This is a genomic window from Amycolatopsis sp. NPDC004169 (genome assembly GCF_040610315.1).
GTDB lineage: Bacteria > Actinomycetota > Actinomycetes > Mycobacteriales > Pseudonocardiaceae > Amycolatopsis.
This window is the reverse complement of sequence record NZ_JBEXMD010000010.1, coordinates 69,300-84,276: the sequence shown is the minus strand read 5'-3', so window position 1 is coordinate 84,276 and position 14,977 is coordinate 69,300. Positions and strand designations below refer to the sequence as shown.

The 14,977-nt window shown below is 71.7% G+C and carries 13 protein-coding genes; all 13 read right to left on the bottom strand.

Features of this window, described 5'->3' with window-relative positions; all coding sequences use genetic code 11:
- Positions 1–52 precede the first annotated feature (52 nt).
- The 13 genes from ABZX11_RS16040 to pyrR all read right to left on the bottom strand — a co-directional run bounded on the left by ABZX11_RS16040 (position 53) and on the right by pyrR (position 14,762).
- On the bottom strand, positions 53–2,143 hold the full coding sequence (locus tag ABZX11_RS16040; RefSeq protein WP_176176237.1) for a primosomal protein N': 2,091 nt from the start codon (positions 2,141–2,143) through the stop codon (positions 53–55).
- A gap of 183 nt (positions 2,144–2,326) precedes the next feature.
- Positions 2,327–3,529, bottom strand: a complete 1,203-nt coding sequence (gene metK / locus ABZX11_RS16035) for a methionine adenosyltransferase (protein WP_176178286.1) — start codon at positions 3,527–3,529, stop codon at positions 2,327–2,329.
- A gap of 93 nt (positions 3,530–3,622) precedes the next feature.
- Entirely contained in the window at positions 3,623–4,843 is a 1,221-nt protein-coding gene (gene coaBC / locus ABZX11_RS16030) for a bifunctional phosphopantothenoylcysteine decarboxylase/phosphopantothenate--cysteine ligase CoaBC (protein WP_176176236.1), read from the bottom strand.
- Positions 4,836–5,105 carry a DNA-directed RNA polymerase subunit omega gene (gene rpoZ, locus ABZX11_RS16025; protein ID WP_013224624.1) on the bottom strand — a complete coding sequence of 90 codons (270 nt, stop codon included), beginning with the start codon at positions 5,103–5,105 and terminating at the stop codon, positions 4,836–4,838. Before rpoZ ends, coaBC begins: the two co-directional genes overlap by 8 nt.
- Positions 5,102–5,695 (bottom strand): guanylate kinase, encoded by a 594-nt coding sequence (gene gmk, locus ABZX11_RS16020; protein WP_254897254.1) that lies wholly within the window; start codon positions 5,693–5,695, stop codon positions 5,102–5,104. The genes rpoZ and gmk overlap by 4 nt, the downstream gene beginning before the upstream one ends.
- Positions 5,696–5,751: 56 nt before the next feature.
- Positions 5,752–6,069 carry an integration host factor, actinobacterial type gene (mihF, locus tag ABZX11_RS16015; protein ID WP_013224622.1) on the bottom strand — a complete coding sequence of 106 codons (318 nt, stop codon included), beginning with the start codon at positions 6,067–6,069 and terminating at the stop codon, positions 5,752–5,754.
- A 107-nt stretch (positions 6,070–6,176) separates the two neighbouring features.
- Positions 6,177–7,025 (bottom strand): orotidine-5'-phosphate decarboxylase, encoded by an 849-nt coding sequence (pyrF, locus tag ABZX11_RS16010; protein WP_354913606.1) that lies wholly within the window; start codon positions 7,023–7,025, stop codon positions 6,177–6,179.
- Positions 7,022–10,336 (bottom strand): carbamoyl-phosphate synthase large subunit, encoded by a 3,315-nt coding sequence (carB, locus tag ABZX11_RS16005; RefSeq protein ID WP_176176233.1) that lies wholly within the window; start codon positions 10,334–10,336, stop codon positions 7,022–7,024. Before carB ends, pyrF begins: the two co-directional genes overlap by 4 nt.
- Entirely contained in the window at positions 10,336–11,457 is a 1,122-nt protein-coding gene (carA, locus tag ABZX11_RS16000) for a glutamine-hydrolyzing carbamoyl-phosphate synthase small subunit (RefSeq protein WP_176176232.1), read from the bottom strand. The genes carB and carA overlap by 1 nt, the downstream gene beginning before the upstream one ends.
- The gene (locus ABZX11_RS15995) at positions 11,454–11,948 is read right to left on the bottom strand and encodes a transporter (protein WP_354913603.1); all 495 of its coding nucleotides are present in this window, start codon (positions 11,946–11,948) and stop codon (positions 11,454–11,456) included. Before ABZX11_RS15995 ends, carA begins: the two co-directional genes overlap by 4 nt.
- Positions 11,948–13,234, bottom strand: coding sequence for a dihydroorotase (locus ABZX11_RS15990; RefSeq protein ID WP_354913601.1), 1,287 nt, complete (start codon positions 13,232–13,234; stop codon positions 11,948–11,950). The genes ABZX11_RS15995 and ABZX11_RS15990 overlap by 1 nt, the downstream gene beginning before the upstream one ends.
- Positions 13,231–14,163 (bottom strand): aspartate carbamoyltransferase catalytic subunit, encoded by a 933-nt coding sequence (locus ABZX11_RS15985; protein WP_176176229.1) that lies wholly within the window; start codon positions 14,161–14,163, stop codon positions 13,231–13,233. Before ABZX11_RS15985 ends, ABZX11_RS15990 begins: the two co-directional genes overlap by 4 nt.
- Entirely contained in the window at positions 14,160–14,762 is a 603-nt protein-coding gene (pyrR, locus tag ABZX11_RS15980; RefSeq protein ID WP_176176228.1) for a bifunctional pyr operon transcriptional regulator/uracil phosphoribosyltransferase PyrR, read from the bottom strand. Before pyrR ends, ABZX11_RS15985 begins: the two co-directional genes overlap by 4 nt.
- Positions 14,763–14,977: the final 215 nt, after the last annotated feature.

The following is a 14,977-nucleotide window of genomic DNA, read 5'->3' as shown; positions in this document are numbered from 1 at the left end:
GCATCTCGCGTGATCGGAGGGGCATCACCTGTGATCGGAGGGGCATCACGGCCTAGATGAGGTCCAGCGGGTCCAGCTGGATGCGGATCGGTTCGGTGGCCTTCCGGGCGTCCCGGCGGGCCGCCGCCGCGTGGATCGACGCGGCCAGTGCCTTGCCCTCCGCGCGCGACACGCGCACCAGTGCCCGCTCGCGGTCCGCGTTGCCCTCTTCGTCGACCTCGCCGATCGGGACCGGGCCCAGTACCTCGCCCGACGGTGGCAGCGGCAGGTCCTCCAGCAGGGCGGCCACCGCGTCCGGGCTGCCCTCCACGCTCGCCATCCGCATCGCCGGCGGGAAGCCCAGCTCGCGGCGCTCCGCCAGCTCCTGGCCCGCGTGCCAGGCCGGGTCCCAGCGGACCAGGGCCTGGACCACCGCCAGGCCGGCCTCGGCGCCGACGATCACGCGGCCGCCGGCGGCCGCCGGGCGGACCAGGGCCGCCGCCGCCATCCAGCGGCGCAACGCCTCTTCGCCCGCACGGAGGTCCTGGCGGCCCAGCAACGCCCAGCCGTCCAGCAACAGGGCCGCGCCGTAGCCGCCCTCCGCCACCGGTTCCGCTCCCGGCGTGCACACCACCAGTGCCGGTTTGCCCGGCACCGATTCCAGCACCTCCGCCGCCCCCGACGTGCGGACCGGGACGCCGGGGAACGCGCGGCCGAGCTCCTCCGCCGTCCGCTTCGCGCCGACGATCACCGCGCGCAGCCGGACCGAGCCGCACGCCGTGCAGCGGAACGCCGTTTCCGGGACGCCGCACCAGCGGCACGCCGGTGGCTTCGGCTGCCCGTCGAGCGAGCCGCCGGGCAGGGCCAGCGGCCCCGCGCAGCGGCGGCAGTGCGCGGGGGTCCGGCAGTTGCCGCAGGCCAGGCCGGGGACGTACCCGCGCCGCGGTACCTGGACCAGCGCCGGGAGGTCCGCCGCGAACGCCTGGCGGGCCGCTTCGAACGCCACCGCCGGCAGGCGGGCGACCCGGGCGGCCTCGTCGCGGGCGACGTCGAAGTCCTCGCCCACCGGCGTCACGCGCGGGGCGGCCGAGCGCAGGGTCGCGCGGTCCGCGAGCACCGGCGCGGCCCAGCCGGACTCGACGAGCAGCTGGGCTTCCGCCGTCCTGGCGAACCCGCCGACCAGCAGCGACGCCTTCGCGGCGTGCGCCCGGTCCATCAGGACGTCGCGCACGTGCGGGTACGGCGCGTGCTGGTCGAGGTGCAGGTCGTCGCCGTCGTCCCAGACCACGAACAGGCCAGGGTCGTGGACCGGCGCGAACATCGCCGCCCGGGTGCCGACAACCACCCGGACCGCGCCGCGCAGCACGGCCAGCCAGCGCCGGTACCGCTCGGCGGGCCCGAGGCCGGCGATCAGCGCCACCACGGCGTCCTCGCCGACGACCGCCGCGCAGGCCGCGTGCACCCGGGTCAGGTCGCGGTGGTCCGGCACCACCAGCACCGCGCCGCGCCCGGCGGCGGCCACCGCGCCCGCGGCCTCGGCGAGCCGGCGGGGCCAGTCCTCGCCCGGCAGGGCCTGCCAGACGGCGTTCGCGGGCTTGGCCTCGGCGAGGGCCTCCAGGAACGCCGGGCCACGCTGGTAGCGCGCCCAGGCCGCGGTGTCCGGCGGCTCCGGGACGGCCGCGGGCGGCAGCGGCGGCTCGCCTTCGGCCTTGGCGTGCCGCGGCGGGATCGCCAGCCGCAGGACGTCGGACAGCGTGCCGCCGTAGCGGTCCGCGACCGCGCGGCACACCGCGTGCAGCGACGGCGGCAGCACCGCCTCCGGCGACGTCACGCGGTCGAGGAAGGCCAGCTTGCTGCCGTAGTCGCTGGTTTCGCCGCGCTCGACCAGGTAGCCGTCGACCAGCTGCCCGGCGAACCGGACGCGGACCCGGCAGCCCGGCACGGCGGTCTCGTGCAGCTTCTCCGGCACGAGGTAGTCGAAGGTGCGGTCCAGGTGGGCCAGCGGGATGTCGACGACGACCCGCGCGACGGGCCGCTCGGCCGCGGGCGACTGCGCCCCCTTCGGCTTCTCCCCCGGCTTCTTCCGGGCACGCGAGGGGGCCGCCTTCGGCGAAGGCGGCGTCTCCGGGAGCTCCCAGAGGGCGGCGGGCTCGGAACTGCTCACGCCGTGATCTCTACCAGACCCCACCGACAGCCGGACCGGAGAGGCAGCTCGCGTGCCCCGAGGGGCATCACCCGTGATTGCCGGGGCATCACACGTGATTGGCGAGGCATCACGCGAAATTCCCGGGCACACGAGGAAGGCCACCCCGGGCGAACCGCGGGGTGGCCTTCACCGGATCGTGCGTCAGGCGCCGGCCGCGGCCTTGAGGGCCTCGGCGCGGGCCGTGCTCTCCCAGGGGAGGTTCAGCTCCGGGCGGCCGAAGTGGCCGTACGCCGCCGTCGGGGCGTAGATCGGGCGCAGCAGCTCGAGGTCGCGGATGATCGCCGCCGGCCGGAGGTCGAAGACCTCGGTGATGGCCTGCTGGATCTTCGACGGGTCGACCGTCTCGGTGCCGAACGTCTCGACGAACAGGCCGACCGGGGCCGCCTTGCCGATCGCGTACGCCACCTGGACCTCGGTCCGCTGGGCCAGGCCCGCGGCGACGACGTTCTTGGCCACCCAGCGCATCGCGTACGCGGCCGAACGGTCGACCTTGGACGGGTCCTTGCCGGAGAACGCGCCACCGCCGTGGCGGGCCATGCCGCCGTAGGTGTCGACGATGATCTTGCGGCCGGTCAGGCCCGCGTCGCCCATCGGGCCGCCGATGACGAACCGGCCGGTCGGGTTGACCAGCAGGCGCGCGTTCGACGTGTCGATGCCCAGCTCCGCGAGCTCGGGGCCGACGACGTGCTCCTTGACGTCGACGCTGAGCATCCGCTCGAGGTCGATGCCGTCGGCGTGCTGCGACGAGACCACCACCGTGTCGAGGCGGACCGGCTGGTCGCCGGCGTACTCGATGGTCACCTGGGTCTTGCCGTCCGGGCGCAGGTACGGCAGCACGCCGTCCTTGCGGACCGCGGTCAGCCGCTTCGACAGCCGGTGGGCCAGCGCGATCGGCAGCGGCATCAGCTCGGGGGTGTCCGAGCAGGCGTAGCCGAACATCAGGCCCTGGTCGCCGGCGCCCTGGCGGTTGATCTCGTCCTCGTCCGACTCGACCCGCGACTCGTACGCGGTGTCGACGCCCTGGGCGATGTCGGGCGACTGCGAGCCGATCGCCACGTTGACGCCGCAGGAGTTGCCGTCGAAGCCCTTGGCGGAGGAGTCGTAGCCGATCTTGAGGATGACGTCGCGGACGATCGTCGGGATGTCGGCGTAGGCCTCGGTGGTCACCTCGCCGGCCACGTGCACCTGGCCGGTGGTGATCAGGGTCTCGACGGCGACGCGGCTGCGGGGGTCCTTCGACAGCAGGCCGTCGAGGATCGAGTCGCTGATGGCGTCGCAAATCTTGTCTGGGTGCCCTTCGGTCACCGACTCCGAGGTGAACAATCTGCTGCTAGACGCGGTCACGGTGGCCGTCACTTCCTCACCTTGTCGTCGGATGCCCCGAAAGTTAGGCACCCCTTACCTGTGCAAGCGTACTGACTATCGCTCGGGGGACGGTCAACGCTTCATGAAGCTCACAACAGCGTCCCACACCGTGGACGCCAGTTCAGCCTTCTGCGCGAGAGGTAGGGGTTTTTCCGTGGCATCGGCCCCTAGGAGCCAGCCCGAATTGTCCTCGGTGCCGAACGCCTTGCCGTCGCCGACGGCGTTGACGACCAGCAGATCCGCGCCTTTGCGCTTCAGTTTCGCGCGGGCGTGCTCGAGCACGCTGCCGTGTTCGTCGCCGGTTTCCGCGGCGAATCCCACGACGACCTGTCCCGGCCGCCGGTTTTGCACCAATTCCGCGAGGATGTCGGCGTTGCGGTCGAGGGTGATCACCGGGTCCGGCTGGTCGTCGGACTTCTTGATCTTGTGCTCGGCCCGGTTCGCCGGCCGGAAGTCGGCGACCGCGGCGGCCATCACGACGACGTCCGCGGAGCGGGCCGCGGCGTGCACCGCCTGCCGCAGCTGTTCGGCCGTCGAGACGTGCTCGACGACCGCGCCCGCCGGATCCGGCAGCGCGACCGTGTGCGCGGCGACCAGGGTGACGTCGGCGCCGCGCTGGGCGGCGACGCGGGCCAGCGCGTAGCCCTGCTTGCCGGACGAGCGGTTGCCCAGGTAGCGCACCGGGTCGAGGGGCTCGCGGGTGCCGCCGGCCGAGATCACCACGCGGACGCCTTCGAGGTCGCGCGGGAGGGCGTCGGGCCGGGCCAGCAGCAGCTTCGCCAGGTCGACGATCTCGGCCGGGTTCGCCAGGCGCCCCTTGCCGGTGTCGGCACCCGTCAGCCGGCCCGAGTCGGGCTCGGTGACGACCATGCCGCGGGAGCGCAGCAGGGCGACGTTGTCGCGGGTCGCGGGGTGCTCCCACATCTCCGTGTGCATCGCCGGGAAGAAGGCGATCGGGCACCGGGCGGTGAGCAGGGTGTTCGTCAGCAGGTCGTCGGCGAGGCCGTGGGCGGCCTTGGCGAGCAGGTTCGCCGTGGCCGGGACGACCAGGACGAGATCGGCTTCCTTGCCGACGCGGACGTGCTGGACCTCCGGCACCTCGGTGAACACGCCCGTATGCACCGGGTGCCCGGAGAGGGCTTCGAAGGTGGCCGCACCGACGAAGTTCAGCGCGGCTTCGGTGGGGACCACGCGGACGTCGTGACCGGATTCGGTCAGCCCGCGCAGCACCTCACAGGCCTTGTAGGCGGCGATGCCGCCGCCCACGCCCAGGACGACGCGGGGTTTACTCACCCTCGGTGTGCTCGAGCAGGCCGCCGTGGATCTCGCGCAGCGCGATCGAGAGCGGCTTCTCGCGCGGGCCCGGCTCGACGAGCGGGCCGACGTACTCCAGCAGCCCCTCGCCCAGCTGGGCGTAGTAGTCGTTGATCTGGCGGGCGCGCTTGGCCGAGTAGATCACCAGCGCGTACTTCGAGCTGACCTTCTCGAGCAGGTCGTCGATCGGCGGGTTGGTGATGCCTTCGAGCTCTTCGGTCAGGGCTACCTGGGTGGTCACGCGTGATGCTCCGAATCTTCGGCAGACTGATCAGTAATCAAGTTTAGCAAGTGCTCGGCGGCCTCCCGCACGTCGGCGTTGACGACGCGGTGGTCGAACTCCCCGGCCGCCGCCAGCTCGCGCTCCGCTTCGGCCAGCCGGGCCTGCACGGCGGCCTCGTTCTCGGTGCCGCGCCCGGTGAGCCTGCCGACCAGTTCCTCCCACGACGGCGGCATCAGCATCACCAGCCGGGCCTCCGGCATGGCCGCGCGGACCTGGCGGGCGCCCTGCAGCTCGATCTCCAGGACGGCCGGGCGGCCCTCGGCGAGGGCCTTCTCGACCGGCTCGCGCGGGGTGCCGTAGCAGTTGCCGGCGAACTCGGCCCACTCCAGCAGCCTGCCGTCGGCGACCATCGCGTCGAACTCCGCGCGGTCGACGAAGTGGTAGTGCGCCCCGTCGACTTCGCCGGGACGCGGCTTGCGCGTGGTGACCGAAACGCTGAACCAGACGTCGGGCTCCAGCTTCCGCAGCTCGCCCACCACGCTCGACTTCCCGACTCCCGATGGCCCTGATACGACGGTGAGCCGGTGCCGGGAGAAGTCTCCCGTCACCGGCTCACTGCCGCGGTCGGCGCCCCGGTTCACCGGGTAGTCACGACCGGCGCCGTTCACTCGCCGCTGAACTCGGCCAGCAGCGCCTTGCGCTGCCGGTCGCCGAGGCCGCGAAGGCGACGGCTGGGGGCGATCTCCAGTCGTTCCATGGTCTGCTGCGCGCGGACCTTGCCGACGCCCGGGAGGGCCTCGAGCAGAGCCGAAACCTTCATCTTGCCGAGGACTTCGTTCTCCTCGGCCTGCTTCAGCACGTCGACCAGAGTGGTACCGCCCCGCTTCAGCCGCTCCTTCAGCTCAGCACGGATCTTGCGAGCGGCGGCGGCCTTCTCCAGCGCCGCAGCGCGCTGTTCCTCTGTCAGCTGGGGAAGTGCCACGTTTTCCTCCGGTAGTTCTCAAAACTGGGTGGGTGACGCGACGGTACCCACCCGTGAGCACCGGCCACAATGCGGGGGTGCCTGGTGGGACCCGGTTCCGGACCCTGCTATTGGCCGTTTTCCTGCGGGTCGGCCAGCAGTTCGGCGACCCGTTCGACCGCTTGGCGCAAAGCCGCTTGCTCCGGACCGTGCTTCAGGATGTCCCGGGACGACGCGGGCAGCACGCCCGGCAGGGACGTCCCGAACAGGGCCCGCAAATCGGCCACAGTGGCTCCCTGGGCCCCGAAACCGGGTGCCAGCACCGGACCGTTCAACCGCGAGAGATCGAGCTCTCCCGGCGGAACGGTGGCCCCGACCACCACACCCACATCGCCGAGCGGCGCCGCTTCGTCGTTGAACGCCGCCGCGGAGTCGACGATCGCCTGGGCGACGGTGCGCCCGTCGGGCAGCTTCGCGTTCTGCACGGCGGCCGCTTCCGGGTTCGAAGTCCGCGCGAGCACGATGATGCCGCGCCCCGCGGAGATCGCCGTTTCGGCGCATTGGGCCAAAGAGCCGAACCCGAGGTACGGCGAAACGGTGATCGCGTCGGCCGCGATCGCCGCCCCGTCGGCCACGTACGCCGCCGTGTACGCCGCCATCGTGGAGCCGATGTCGCCGCGCTTGACGTCCAACAGCACCAGCGCGCCGGCCTCGCGGGCGGTCTCGACCACCCGTTCCAGCACGGCGACACCGGCCGGTCCGAAACTTTCGAAGAACGCCGACTGCGGCTTCACGACGGCCGCGCGGGCCGCCAGGACCTCCGTGGCGGACAGCGCGAACCGTTCCAGGCCCGAAACGTCCACCGGGAGTCCCCACGCCTCGAGCAGGCCGGGGTGGGGGTCGATGCCGGCGCACAGCGGGCCGCGGGCCGCGACGGCCTTGGCCAGCCGCGCCCCGAACCGCTCCCGCCCGCTCACGACTTCGCCTTCAGGGCCGCCTGCAGCTCCTGCAGCGAGCGGACCCCGATGTCGCCACGGATGAGGGCTTCGATGCCGTGCACGGCCGCCGCGGCGCCCTGCACGGTGGTCACGCACGGGATGTCGCGGGACACCGCCGCGGTGCGGATTTCGTAGCCGTCGACGCGGGGACCGCTGTTCCCGTAGGGCGTGTTGATCACCATGTCGACATCGCCGTTCAGGATGACGTCCACGATGTTCGGCTCGGCTTCGGTCGAACCCTCGTAGTGCTTGCGCACCACCGTGCACGCGACCCCGTTGCGCCGCAGCACTTCCGCCGTCCCGGACGTGGCGAGGATCTCGAACCCGAGGTCCGCCAGGCGCTTCACCGGGAACACCAGCGAGCGCTTGTCGCGGTTGGCCACCGAGACGAACACCCGCCCGGACGTCGGCAGCGAGCCGTACGCGCCGCTCTGCGACTTCGCGAACGCCTTGCCGAAGTCGACGTCGACGCCCATCACCTCGCCGGTGGACTTCATCTCCGGGCCCAGCAGCGAGTCGACGCCGTGCCCTTCGGGGGTGCGGAAGCGGTGGAAGGGCAGCACGGCTTCCTTCACCGCGACCGGCGAGTCGGCCGGCAGCTGCCCGCCGTCGCCCTCGGCAGGCAGGACGCCGCTCTCGCGCAGGTCCTTGATCGTCGAGCCGGTCATGATCAGCGCGGCCGCCTTGGCCAGTGGCACCGCCGTGGCCTTGGACACGAACGGCACCGTGCGCGACGCGCGCGGGTTGGCCTCCAGGACGTACAGGACGTCGTCCTTGAGCGCGTACTGGACGTTCAGGAGCCCGCGCACGCCGACACCGCGGGCGATCGCCTCGGTGGAGCGGCGGACGGCCTGCAGGTCCGTGTGGCCGAGCGTGATCGGCGGCAGCGCGCACGAGGAGTCGCCGGAGTGGATGCCGGCTTCTTCGATGTGTTCCATCACGCCGCCGAGGTAGAGCTCCTCGCCGTCGAACAGCGCGTCGACGTCGATTTCGATGGCGTCGTCGAGGAAGCGGTCCACGAGCACCGGGTGCTCGGGCGTGACCTCGGTGGCGCGGCGGATGTAGCCCGCGAGGGTTTCCTCGTCGTAGACGATCTCCATGCCGCGTCCGCCGAGGACGTACGACGGCCGGACGAGGACCGGGTAGCCGATCTCGTCGGCGATCCGCTTGGCACCCTCGAAGGACGTCGCCGTGCCGTAGCGCGGGGCGGGCAGGCCGGCGTCGGTGAGGACCTCGCCGAACGCGCCGCGGTCCTCGGCCAGGTGGATGGCCTCCGGCGGCGTCCCGACCACCGGGACCCCGGCGTCGGCGAGCTTCTTCGCCAGTCCCAGCGGGGTCTGGCCGCCGAGCTGGACGATGACACCGGCGACCGTGCCGGACGCCTGCTCGGCGTGCACGACTTCGAGGACGTCCTCGAAGGACAGTGGCTCGAAGTACAGCCGGTCGGACGTGTCGTAGTCGGTGGACACGGTTTCCGGGTTGCAGTTGACCATGACGGCCTCGAACCCGGCCTCCCGCAACGCGATCGCCGCGTGCACGCAGGAGTAGTCGAACTCGATGCCCTGGCCGATCCGGTTCGGGCCGGAGCCGAGGATGAGCACCTTCGGCTTGTCGGACTGGACGGCCACTTCGGACTGGGCGTCGGGGTCGGACTCGTAAGCCGAGTAGTGGTACGGCGTCTTGGCCGCGAACTCGGCCGCGCAGGTGTCGACGGTCTTGAACACCGGCCGCACGCCGAGGCGGTGGCGCAGCGCGCGGACGCCGTCCTCGCCCGCCAGTTCCGGCCGCAACGCGGCGATCTGGCGGTCCGAGAGCCCGGTGCGCTTGGCGCGGCGGAGGAGATCGCCGTCCAGCACCGGTGCGTCACGCACTTCGGCGCCCACTTCGCCGATCAGCGCGATCTGGTCGATGAACCACGGGTCGATGCCGCTGGCTTCGTGCACCTGCTCGACGGTGGCACCGAGCCGCAGCGCACGCTCCACTTCGTACAGCCGGCCCTCGTGCGGGTTGCGCAGCTCGTCCAAAGTGGACTCCAGGGTGGCACCCTCGGGGTCGGGCAGCGTCCAGAAGCCGGTCGCCTTGGTCTCGATCGACCGCATCACCTTGCCGAGCGCCTCGGGGAAGCTGCGGCCGAACGACATCGCTTCGCCGACGCTCTTCATCGTCGTGGTCAGCGTCGGGTCCGCGCCCGGGAACTTCTCGAAGGCGAACCGCGGCATCTTGACGACCACGTAGTCCAAAGTGGGCTCGAACGCGGCCGGCGTCTCGCCGGTGATGTCGTTCTGGATTTCGTCGAGGGTGTAGCCGATGGCGAGCTTCGCGGCGATCTTGGCGATCGGGAAGCCGGTCGCCTTCGACGCCAGCGCGGAAGACCGGGACACGCGCGGGTTCATCTCGATGACGACCATCCGGCCGTCGCGCGGGTTGATCGCGAACTGGATGTTGCAGCCACCGGTGTCGACGCCGACCTCGCGCAGCACGGCGATGCCGACGTCCCGCATCACCTGGTACTCGCGGTCGGTGAGGGTCATGGTGGGCGCGACGGTGACCGAGTCGCCGGTGTGCACGCCCATCGCGTCGATGTTCTCGATCGAGCAGACGACCACGACGTTGTCGTGCTTGTCGCGCATCAGCTCGAGCTCGTACTCCTTCCAGCCGAGCACGCTCTCCTCGATGAGCACCTCGGTGACCGGCGACTCGGCGAGCCCGGTGGAGGCGAGCCGCTCGAGGTCCTCGGGCGTGTGCGCCATGCCGGAGCCGAGCCCGCCCATGGTGAAGGACGGCCGGATGACGACCGGCAGGCCGAGTTCCTTGACCGTGTCGCGGACCTCGGCCATGTCGTGGCAGACGCGGGAGCGCGGGACCTCGGCGCCGATGGAGCGCACGATGTCCTTGAACTTCTGCCGGTCCTCGCCGCGCTGGATGGCGTCGATGTCGGCGCCGATCAGCTCGACGCCGTACTTGTCGAGCACGCCGCGCTCGTGCAGCGCGACGGCGCAGTTGAGCGCGGTCTGCCCGCCGAGGGTGGCGAGCAGCGCGTCCGGCCGCTCTTCGGCGATGACCTTCTCGACGAAGTCGGGGGTCACCGGCTCGATGTAGGTGGCGTCGGCGAACTCGGGGTCGGTCATGATGGTGGCCGGGTTCGAGTTCACCAGGGAGACGCGCAGGCCTTCGCTGCGCAGCACCCGGCAGGCCTGGGTGCCGGAGTAGTCGAACTCCGCGGCCTGCCCGATCACGATCGGCCCGGAGCCGATCACCAGCACGTGCTGGATGTCCGTCCTCTTCGGCATCAGGCCTTCTTCTCCATGAGCGAAACGAATGCGTCGAACAGCGGGGCCGCGTCGTGCGGGCCGGCCGCGGCTTCGGGGTGGTACTGGACCGAGAACGCCGGGACGTCCAGCGCGCGGACGCCCTCGACCGTGTCGTCGTTGGGGCAGTAGTGGCTGATCTGCGCCGCCCCGAACGGGGACTCGAAGCGCTGCCCCGGCTCGCCTTCGAGGGCGAAGCCGTGGTTCTGCGCGGTGATCGCCACCGACTTGGTCGCCACGTCGATCACCGGGATGTTGATGCCGCGGTGGCCGTAGCGCATCTTGTACGTCCCCAGCCCCAGCGCGCGGCCGAGGACCTGGTTGCCGAAGCAGATGCCGAACAGCGGGATCTCGCGGCCGAGGACCTGCTTGGTCAGCTCGGTGGCGTGGGTCGTCGTGGCCGGGTCGCCGGGGCCGTTGGACAGGAACACACCGTCCGGCTCGATGGCGAGGAGCTCGTCCAGGGTCGACGTCGAGGGCAGGACGTGCACCTCGATGCCGCGCTTGATCATCTGGCGCGGGGTGTTGGACTTGATGCCCAGGTCCAGCGCCGCCACCCGGAAGCGAACCTCACCGGACGGCGAGACGACGTACGGCTTCGGCGTGGACACCTGGCCCGCCAGGTCCGCGCCCTCCATCTTGGGGCTGGCCAAAACCGAAGCGACCATGTCGTCGACGCTGCCGAGCGCGTCGCCGGAGAACACCCCGGCGCGCATCGCGCCGACCTCGCGCAGGTGGCGGGTCAGCGACCGGGTGTCCACCTCGGCGATGCCGACGATCCCCTGGCGCACCAGCTCGTCGTCGAGCGAGCGCTTCGAGCGCCAGTTGGACGGCGTGCGGGCGGGGTCGCGCACCACGTAGCCGTTGACCCAGATCTTCGAGGACTCGTCGTCCTCGTCGTTCCAGCCGGTGTTGCCGATCTGCGGCGCCGTCTGCACCACGATCTGGCCGTGGTAGGACGGGTCGGTCAGCGTCTCCTGGTAACCGGTCATGCCGGTGCAGAACACCGCTTCGCCGAGGGTTCGCCCCTGCGCGCCGTAGGCAGCGCCGCGGAACACCCGGCCGTCTTCGAGTACCAGTGCGGCCTGAGCGCGCGCGTTCACTGGGCACCTCCCTTGATCTTGAGCTGTTCGATCCACTGTGGATAGTCGTCGAGGTCGTCGCCGCGGAAGCCGGTGTCGAGCTCGACGTCGCCGAGCCGCCAGGTGACGATCAGCAGCGCGTCCGTGCCCATCACCTTCCCGGCGATCTTCGTGTCGCGCCGGATTCCGGTGACGGCGTCCCGCGGGATCCAGAAGTCCGGCGCCCCGCCGCGTTCGACCGCGACACCCCCGCCGTGCAACCGCCAAACCGCGCCGGTGCGCAGGCCCGCGCCGCGGGTGACGATCCGGTTCTGCCACTCCCCCGCGATCGTCGTCGCCAGGTAGACGCCGGTGGACGCCAGCAGGACCTCGCCCGGGTCGTCCGGGATGGCCGGGAACGGCGGCACCTGCACGCTCTGCGAGCGCGCCTTGCGCCGCCAGCCCACGTACATGCCCCAGAGGCAGAGCAGGAAGAAGGCGAAGATCGCCAGTACGAGCCAGAAGCGCTCCATCAGCAGATCTTCCCGTCCCGCGCGGTGATCCGCCCGCGCAGCAGCGTCGCGGTCACCACGCCGGGCAGCCGCATTCCCTCGTACGGGGTGTTGGCCGCGATGCTGGCCAGCTCCGCGCCCCGGACGGTCCACTCGGCGTCCGGGTCCACCAGGGTCAGGTTCGCCGGCTCGCCGACCTCGATCGGACGGCCGTGGTCGGCCAGGTTCCCGATCTCCGCGGGCCGCTCGCTCATGACGCGGGCGACCCCGCGCCAGTCGAGCAGGCCGGTGCGGACCATGGTCTCGGCCACGATGGACAGCGCCGTCTGCAGCCCGAGCATGCCCGGCCGGGCCGCGCTCCACTCGGTGTCCTTGTCCTGGACCGCGTGCGGCGCGTGGTCGGTGGCGACGCAGTCGATGGTCCCGTCGGCCAGCGCGGCCCGCAGCTTTTCGGCGTCGGACTCGGTGCGCAGCGGCGGGTTCACCTTGTTGACCGGGTCGTAGGTGGCCAGGCGCTCGTCGGTGAGCAGCAGGTGGTGCGGGGTGACCTCGGCCGACACCTTCGTGCCGCGGTCCTTCGCCCAGCGCAGCACGTCCGCGGTGCCCGAGGTCGAGACGTGGCAGACGTGCAGCCGGGCGTTCGCGTGCAAGGCGAGGAGGCAGTCGCGGGCCACGATGGACTCTTCCGCGGCCGCGGGCCAGCCGGTGTAGCCGAGCCGGGCCGCGCGCTCGCCCTCGTGGGCCTGGGCGCCGACGGTCAGCCGCGGCTCCTCGGCGTGCTGGGCGATGACGACGTCGAGCGCGGTCGAGTACTCCAGCGCCCGGCGCATCAGCAGCGGGTCGGCGACGCAGAGGCCGTCGTCGGAGAACACCTTCACCCGCGCCTGCGAGTTCGCCATCGTGCCGAGCTCGGCGAGCTTCTCGCCCTTGAGCCCGACGGTGACCGCGCCGACCGGGTGGACGTCGACCAGGCCGGCCTCCTGGCCGCGCCGCCAGACGTGCTCGACGATGACCGCGTTGTCGGCGACCGGGTCGGTGTTGGCCATGGCGAACACCGCGGTGTAGCCGCCGAGCGCCGCCGCGGCCGAGCCGGTGTCGATCGTCTCGGTGTCCTCGCGGCCGGGTTCGCGCAGGTGGGTGTGCAGGTCGACGAAGCCCGGCAGCAGCACCTGGCCGTTCGCTTCGATGACTTCGGCGTCCTCGGGGACGTCGACGGCGCCGATCGCGGTGATCACGCCGTCCTCCACGAGGACGTCGACCGGGTCGCCCTCGCCGTAGGGGCGGGCGCCCTTGATCACGGTGCTCACGCGGCGGCTCCTTCGCTGGCCAGGAGGTGATAGAGGACCGCCATGCGCACGTGGACGCCGTTGCGGACCTGTTCGGTGATGGCCGAGGCCGGGGAATCGGCGACCGCCGAAGCGATCTCCATCCCGCGCAGCATCGGGCCGGGGTGCAGCACGACCGCGTGGTCCGGCAGCAGCTTCTGCCGCCGTTCCGAGAGGCCGTACGCGATGGAGTACTCCCGCGCGGACGGGAAGAAACCTCCGTGCATGCGTTCCGCCTGGACACGCAGCATCATGACCGCGTCGACCGCGGGCAGCTCGGCGTCCAGGTCGTGCGAGACGGTGACCGGGAGGCTCTCGACGCCGTAGGGCAGCAGCGTCGGCGGCGCGACGAGCACCACCTCCGCGCCCAGGGCCGAGAGCAGGTGGATGTTCGAGCGGGCGACCCGGCTGTGCAGGACGTCCCCGACGATGGCGATCCGCCGGTCCTTGAGCGAGCCGAGGCGCTCCCGCAGGGTGGCCGCGTCGAGCAGCGCCTGCGTCGGGTGCTCGTGGGTGCCGTCGCCGGCGTTGACGACCGACGTGCCGGGCTCGGCGAGCCAGCCGGCCAGGCGCTGGGCGGCGCCGCTGGCGGGGTGCCGGACGATCACGCAGTCGGCGCCCGCGGCGGCCAGCGTCAGCGCGGTGTCCCGCAGGGATTCGCCCTTGTTGACCGAGGAGCTGGACGCGGAGACGTTGATCACGTCGGCGCTCATCCACTTCCCGGCGATCTCGAACGACACCCGGGTGCGGGTCGAGTTCTCGTAGAACAGGGTGATCACCGTGCGGCCGCGCAGCGTCGGCAGCTTCTTGACCTCGCGGCCGAGCAGCGTGTGCTTGAGCTCGTCGGCGGTGTCGAGCACGGCCGTGGCCAGCGCCGGGTCCAGGCCGTCGGTGGCGAGCAGGTGCTTCACGAGTCCTCTCCAGCAGCGGTGTCGGCCGAACGCAGCAGGACCGCGTCCCGGCCGTCGATCTCGGCCAGCAGGACCGACACGCCCTCGGAGCGGGCCGTCGGCACGTTCTTGCCCACGTAGTCGGCGCGGATCGGCAGCTCCCGGTGACCGCGGTCGACCAGGACGGCCAGCTGCACCGCGCGCGGGCGGCCGTGATCACGCAGGGCATCGAGGGCGGCCCGGATGGTCCGGCCGGAGAAGAGGACGTCGTCGACCAGGATCACGACGCGGTCGTCGATGCCGTCGGTCGGCAGCTGCGTCTGTTCGAGCGCGCGCGGCGGGCGGCGGCGGAGGTCGTCCCGGTAGAGGGTGACGTCGAGGGCGCCGGCCGGCGGGCGGACCCCGGAGAACTCGCCGATCTTGTCGGCGAGGCGGACGGCGAGCGGCGTGCCCCGGGACGGGATGCCGAGCAACACGGGCGGGGTAGTGCTCTCCGCACCGTTCGCGGTCTTTTCGATGACCTGATGGGCCATTCGGGCGATCGTGCGCGCGACATCGCCGGCCGTCAGGAGCTCGCGCTCCCCAGCCGAACCAGCCGCGTCACGCGGGCGTGACGACAAACCGGACTCCTTCCCCGCCTCACCGGACGGGTCCTTAAAGGACGTCTGTTCCCCTGCTGGTCGGGGCTTTCGCACCGACAGTAGCAGGCACTTTGCTCAGTCTTCCGGGTGGTGTGAGGTGATTCGCGACAAGCTCGCGCTTGACCTGGTGACAACAATGCGTAACCATTACTCTGAGTATTCGACTCAGCGAGTCCCCCGGCCCGGTCACCCCG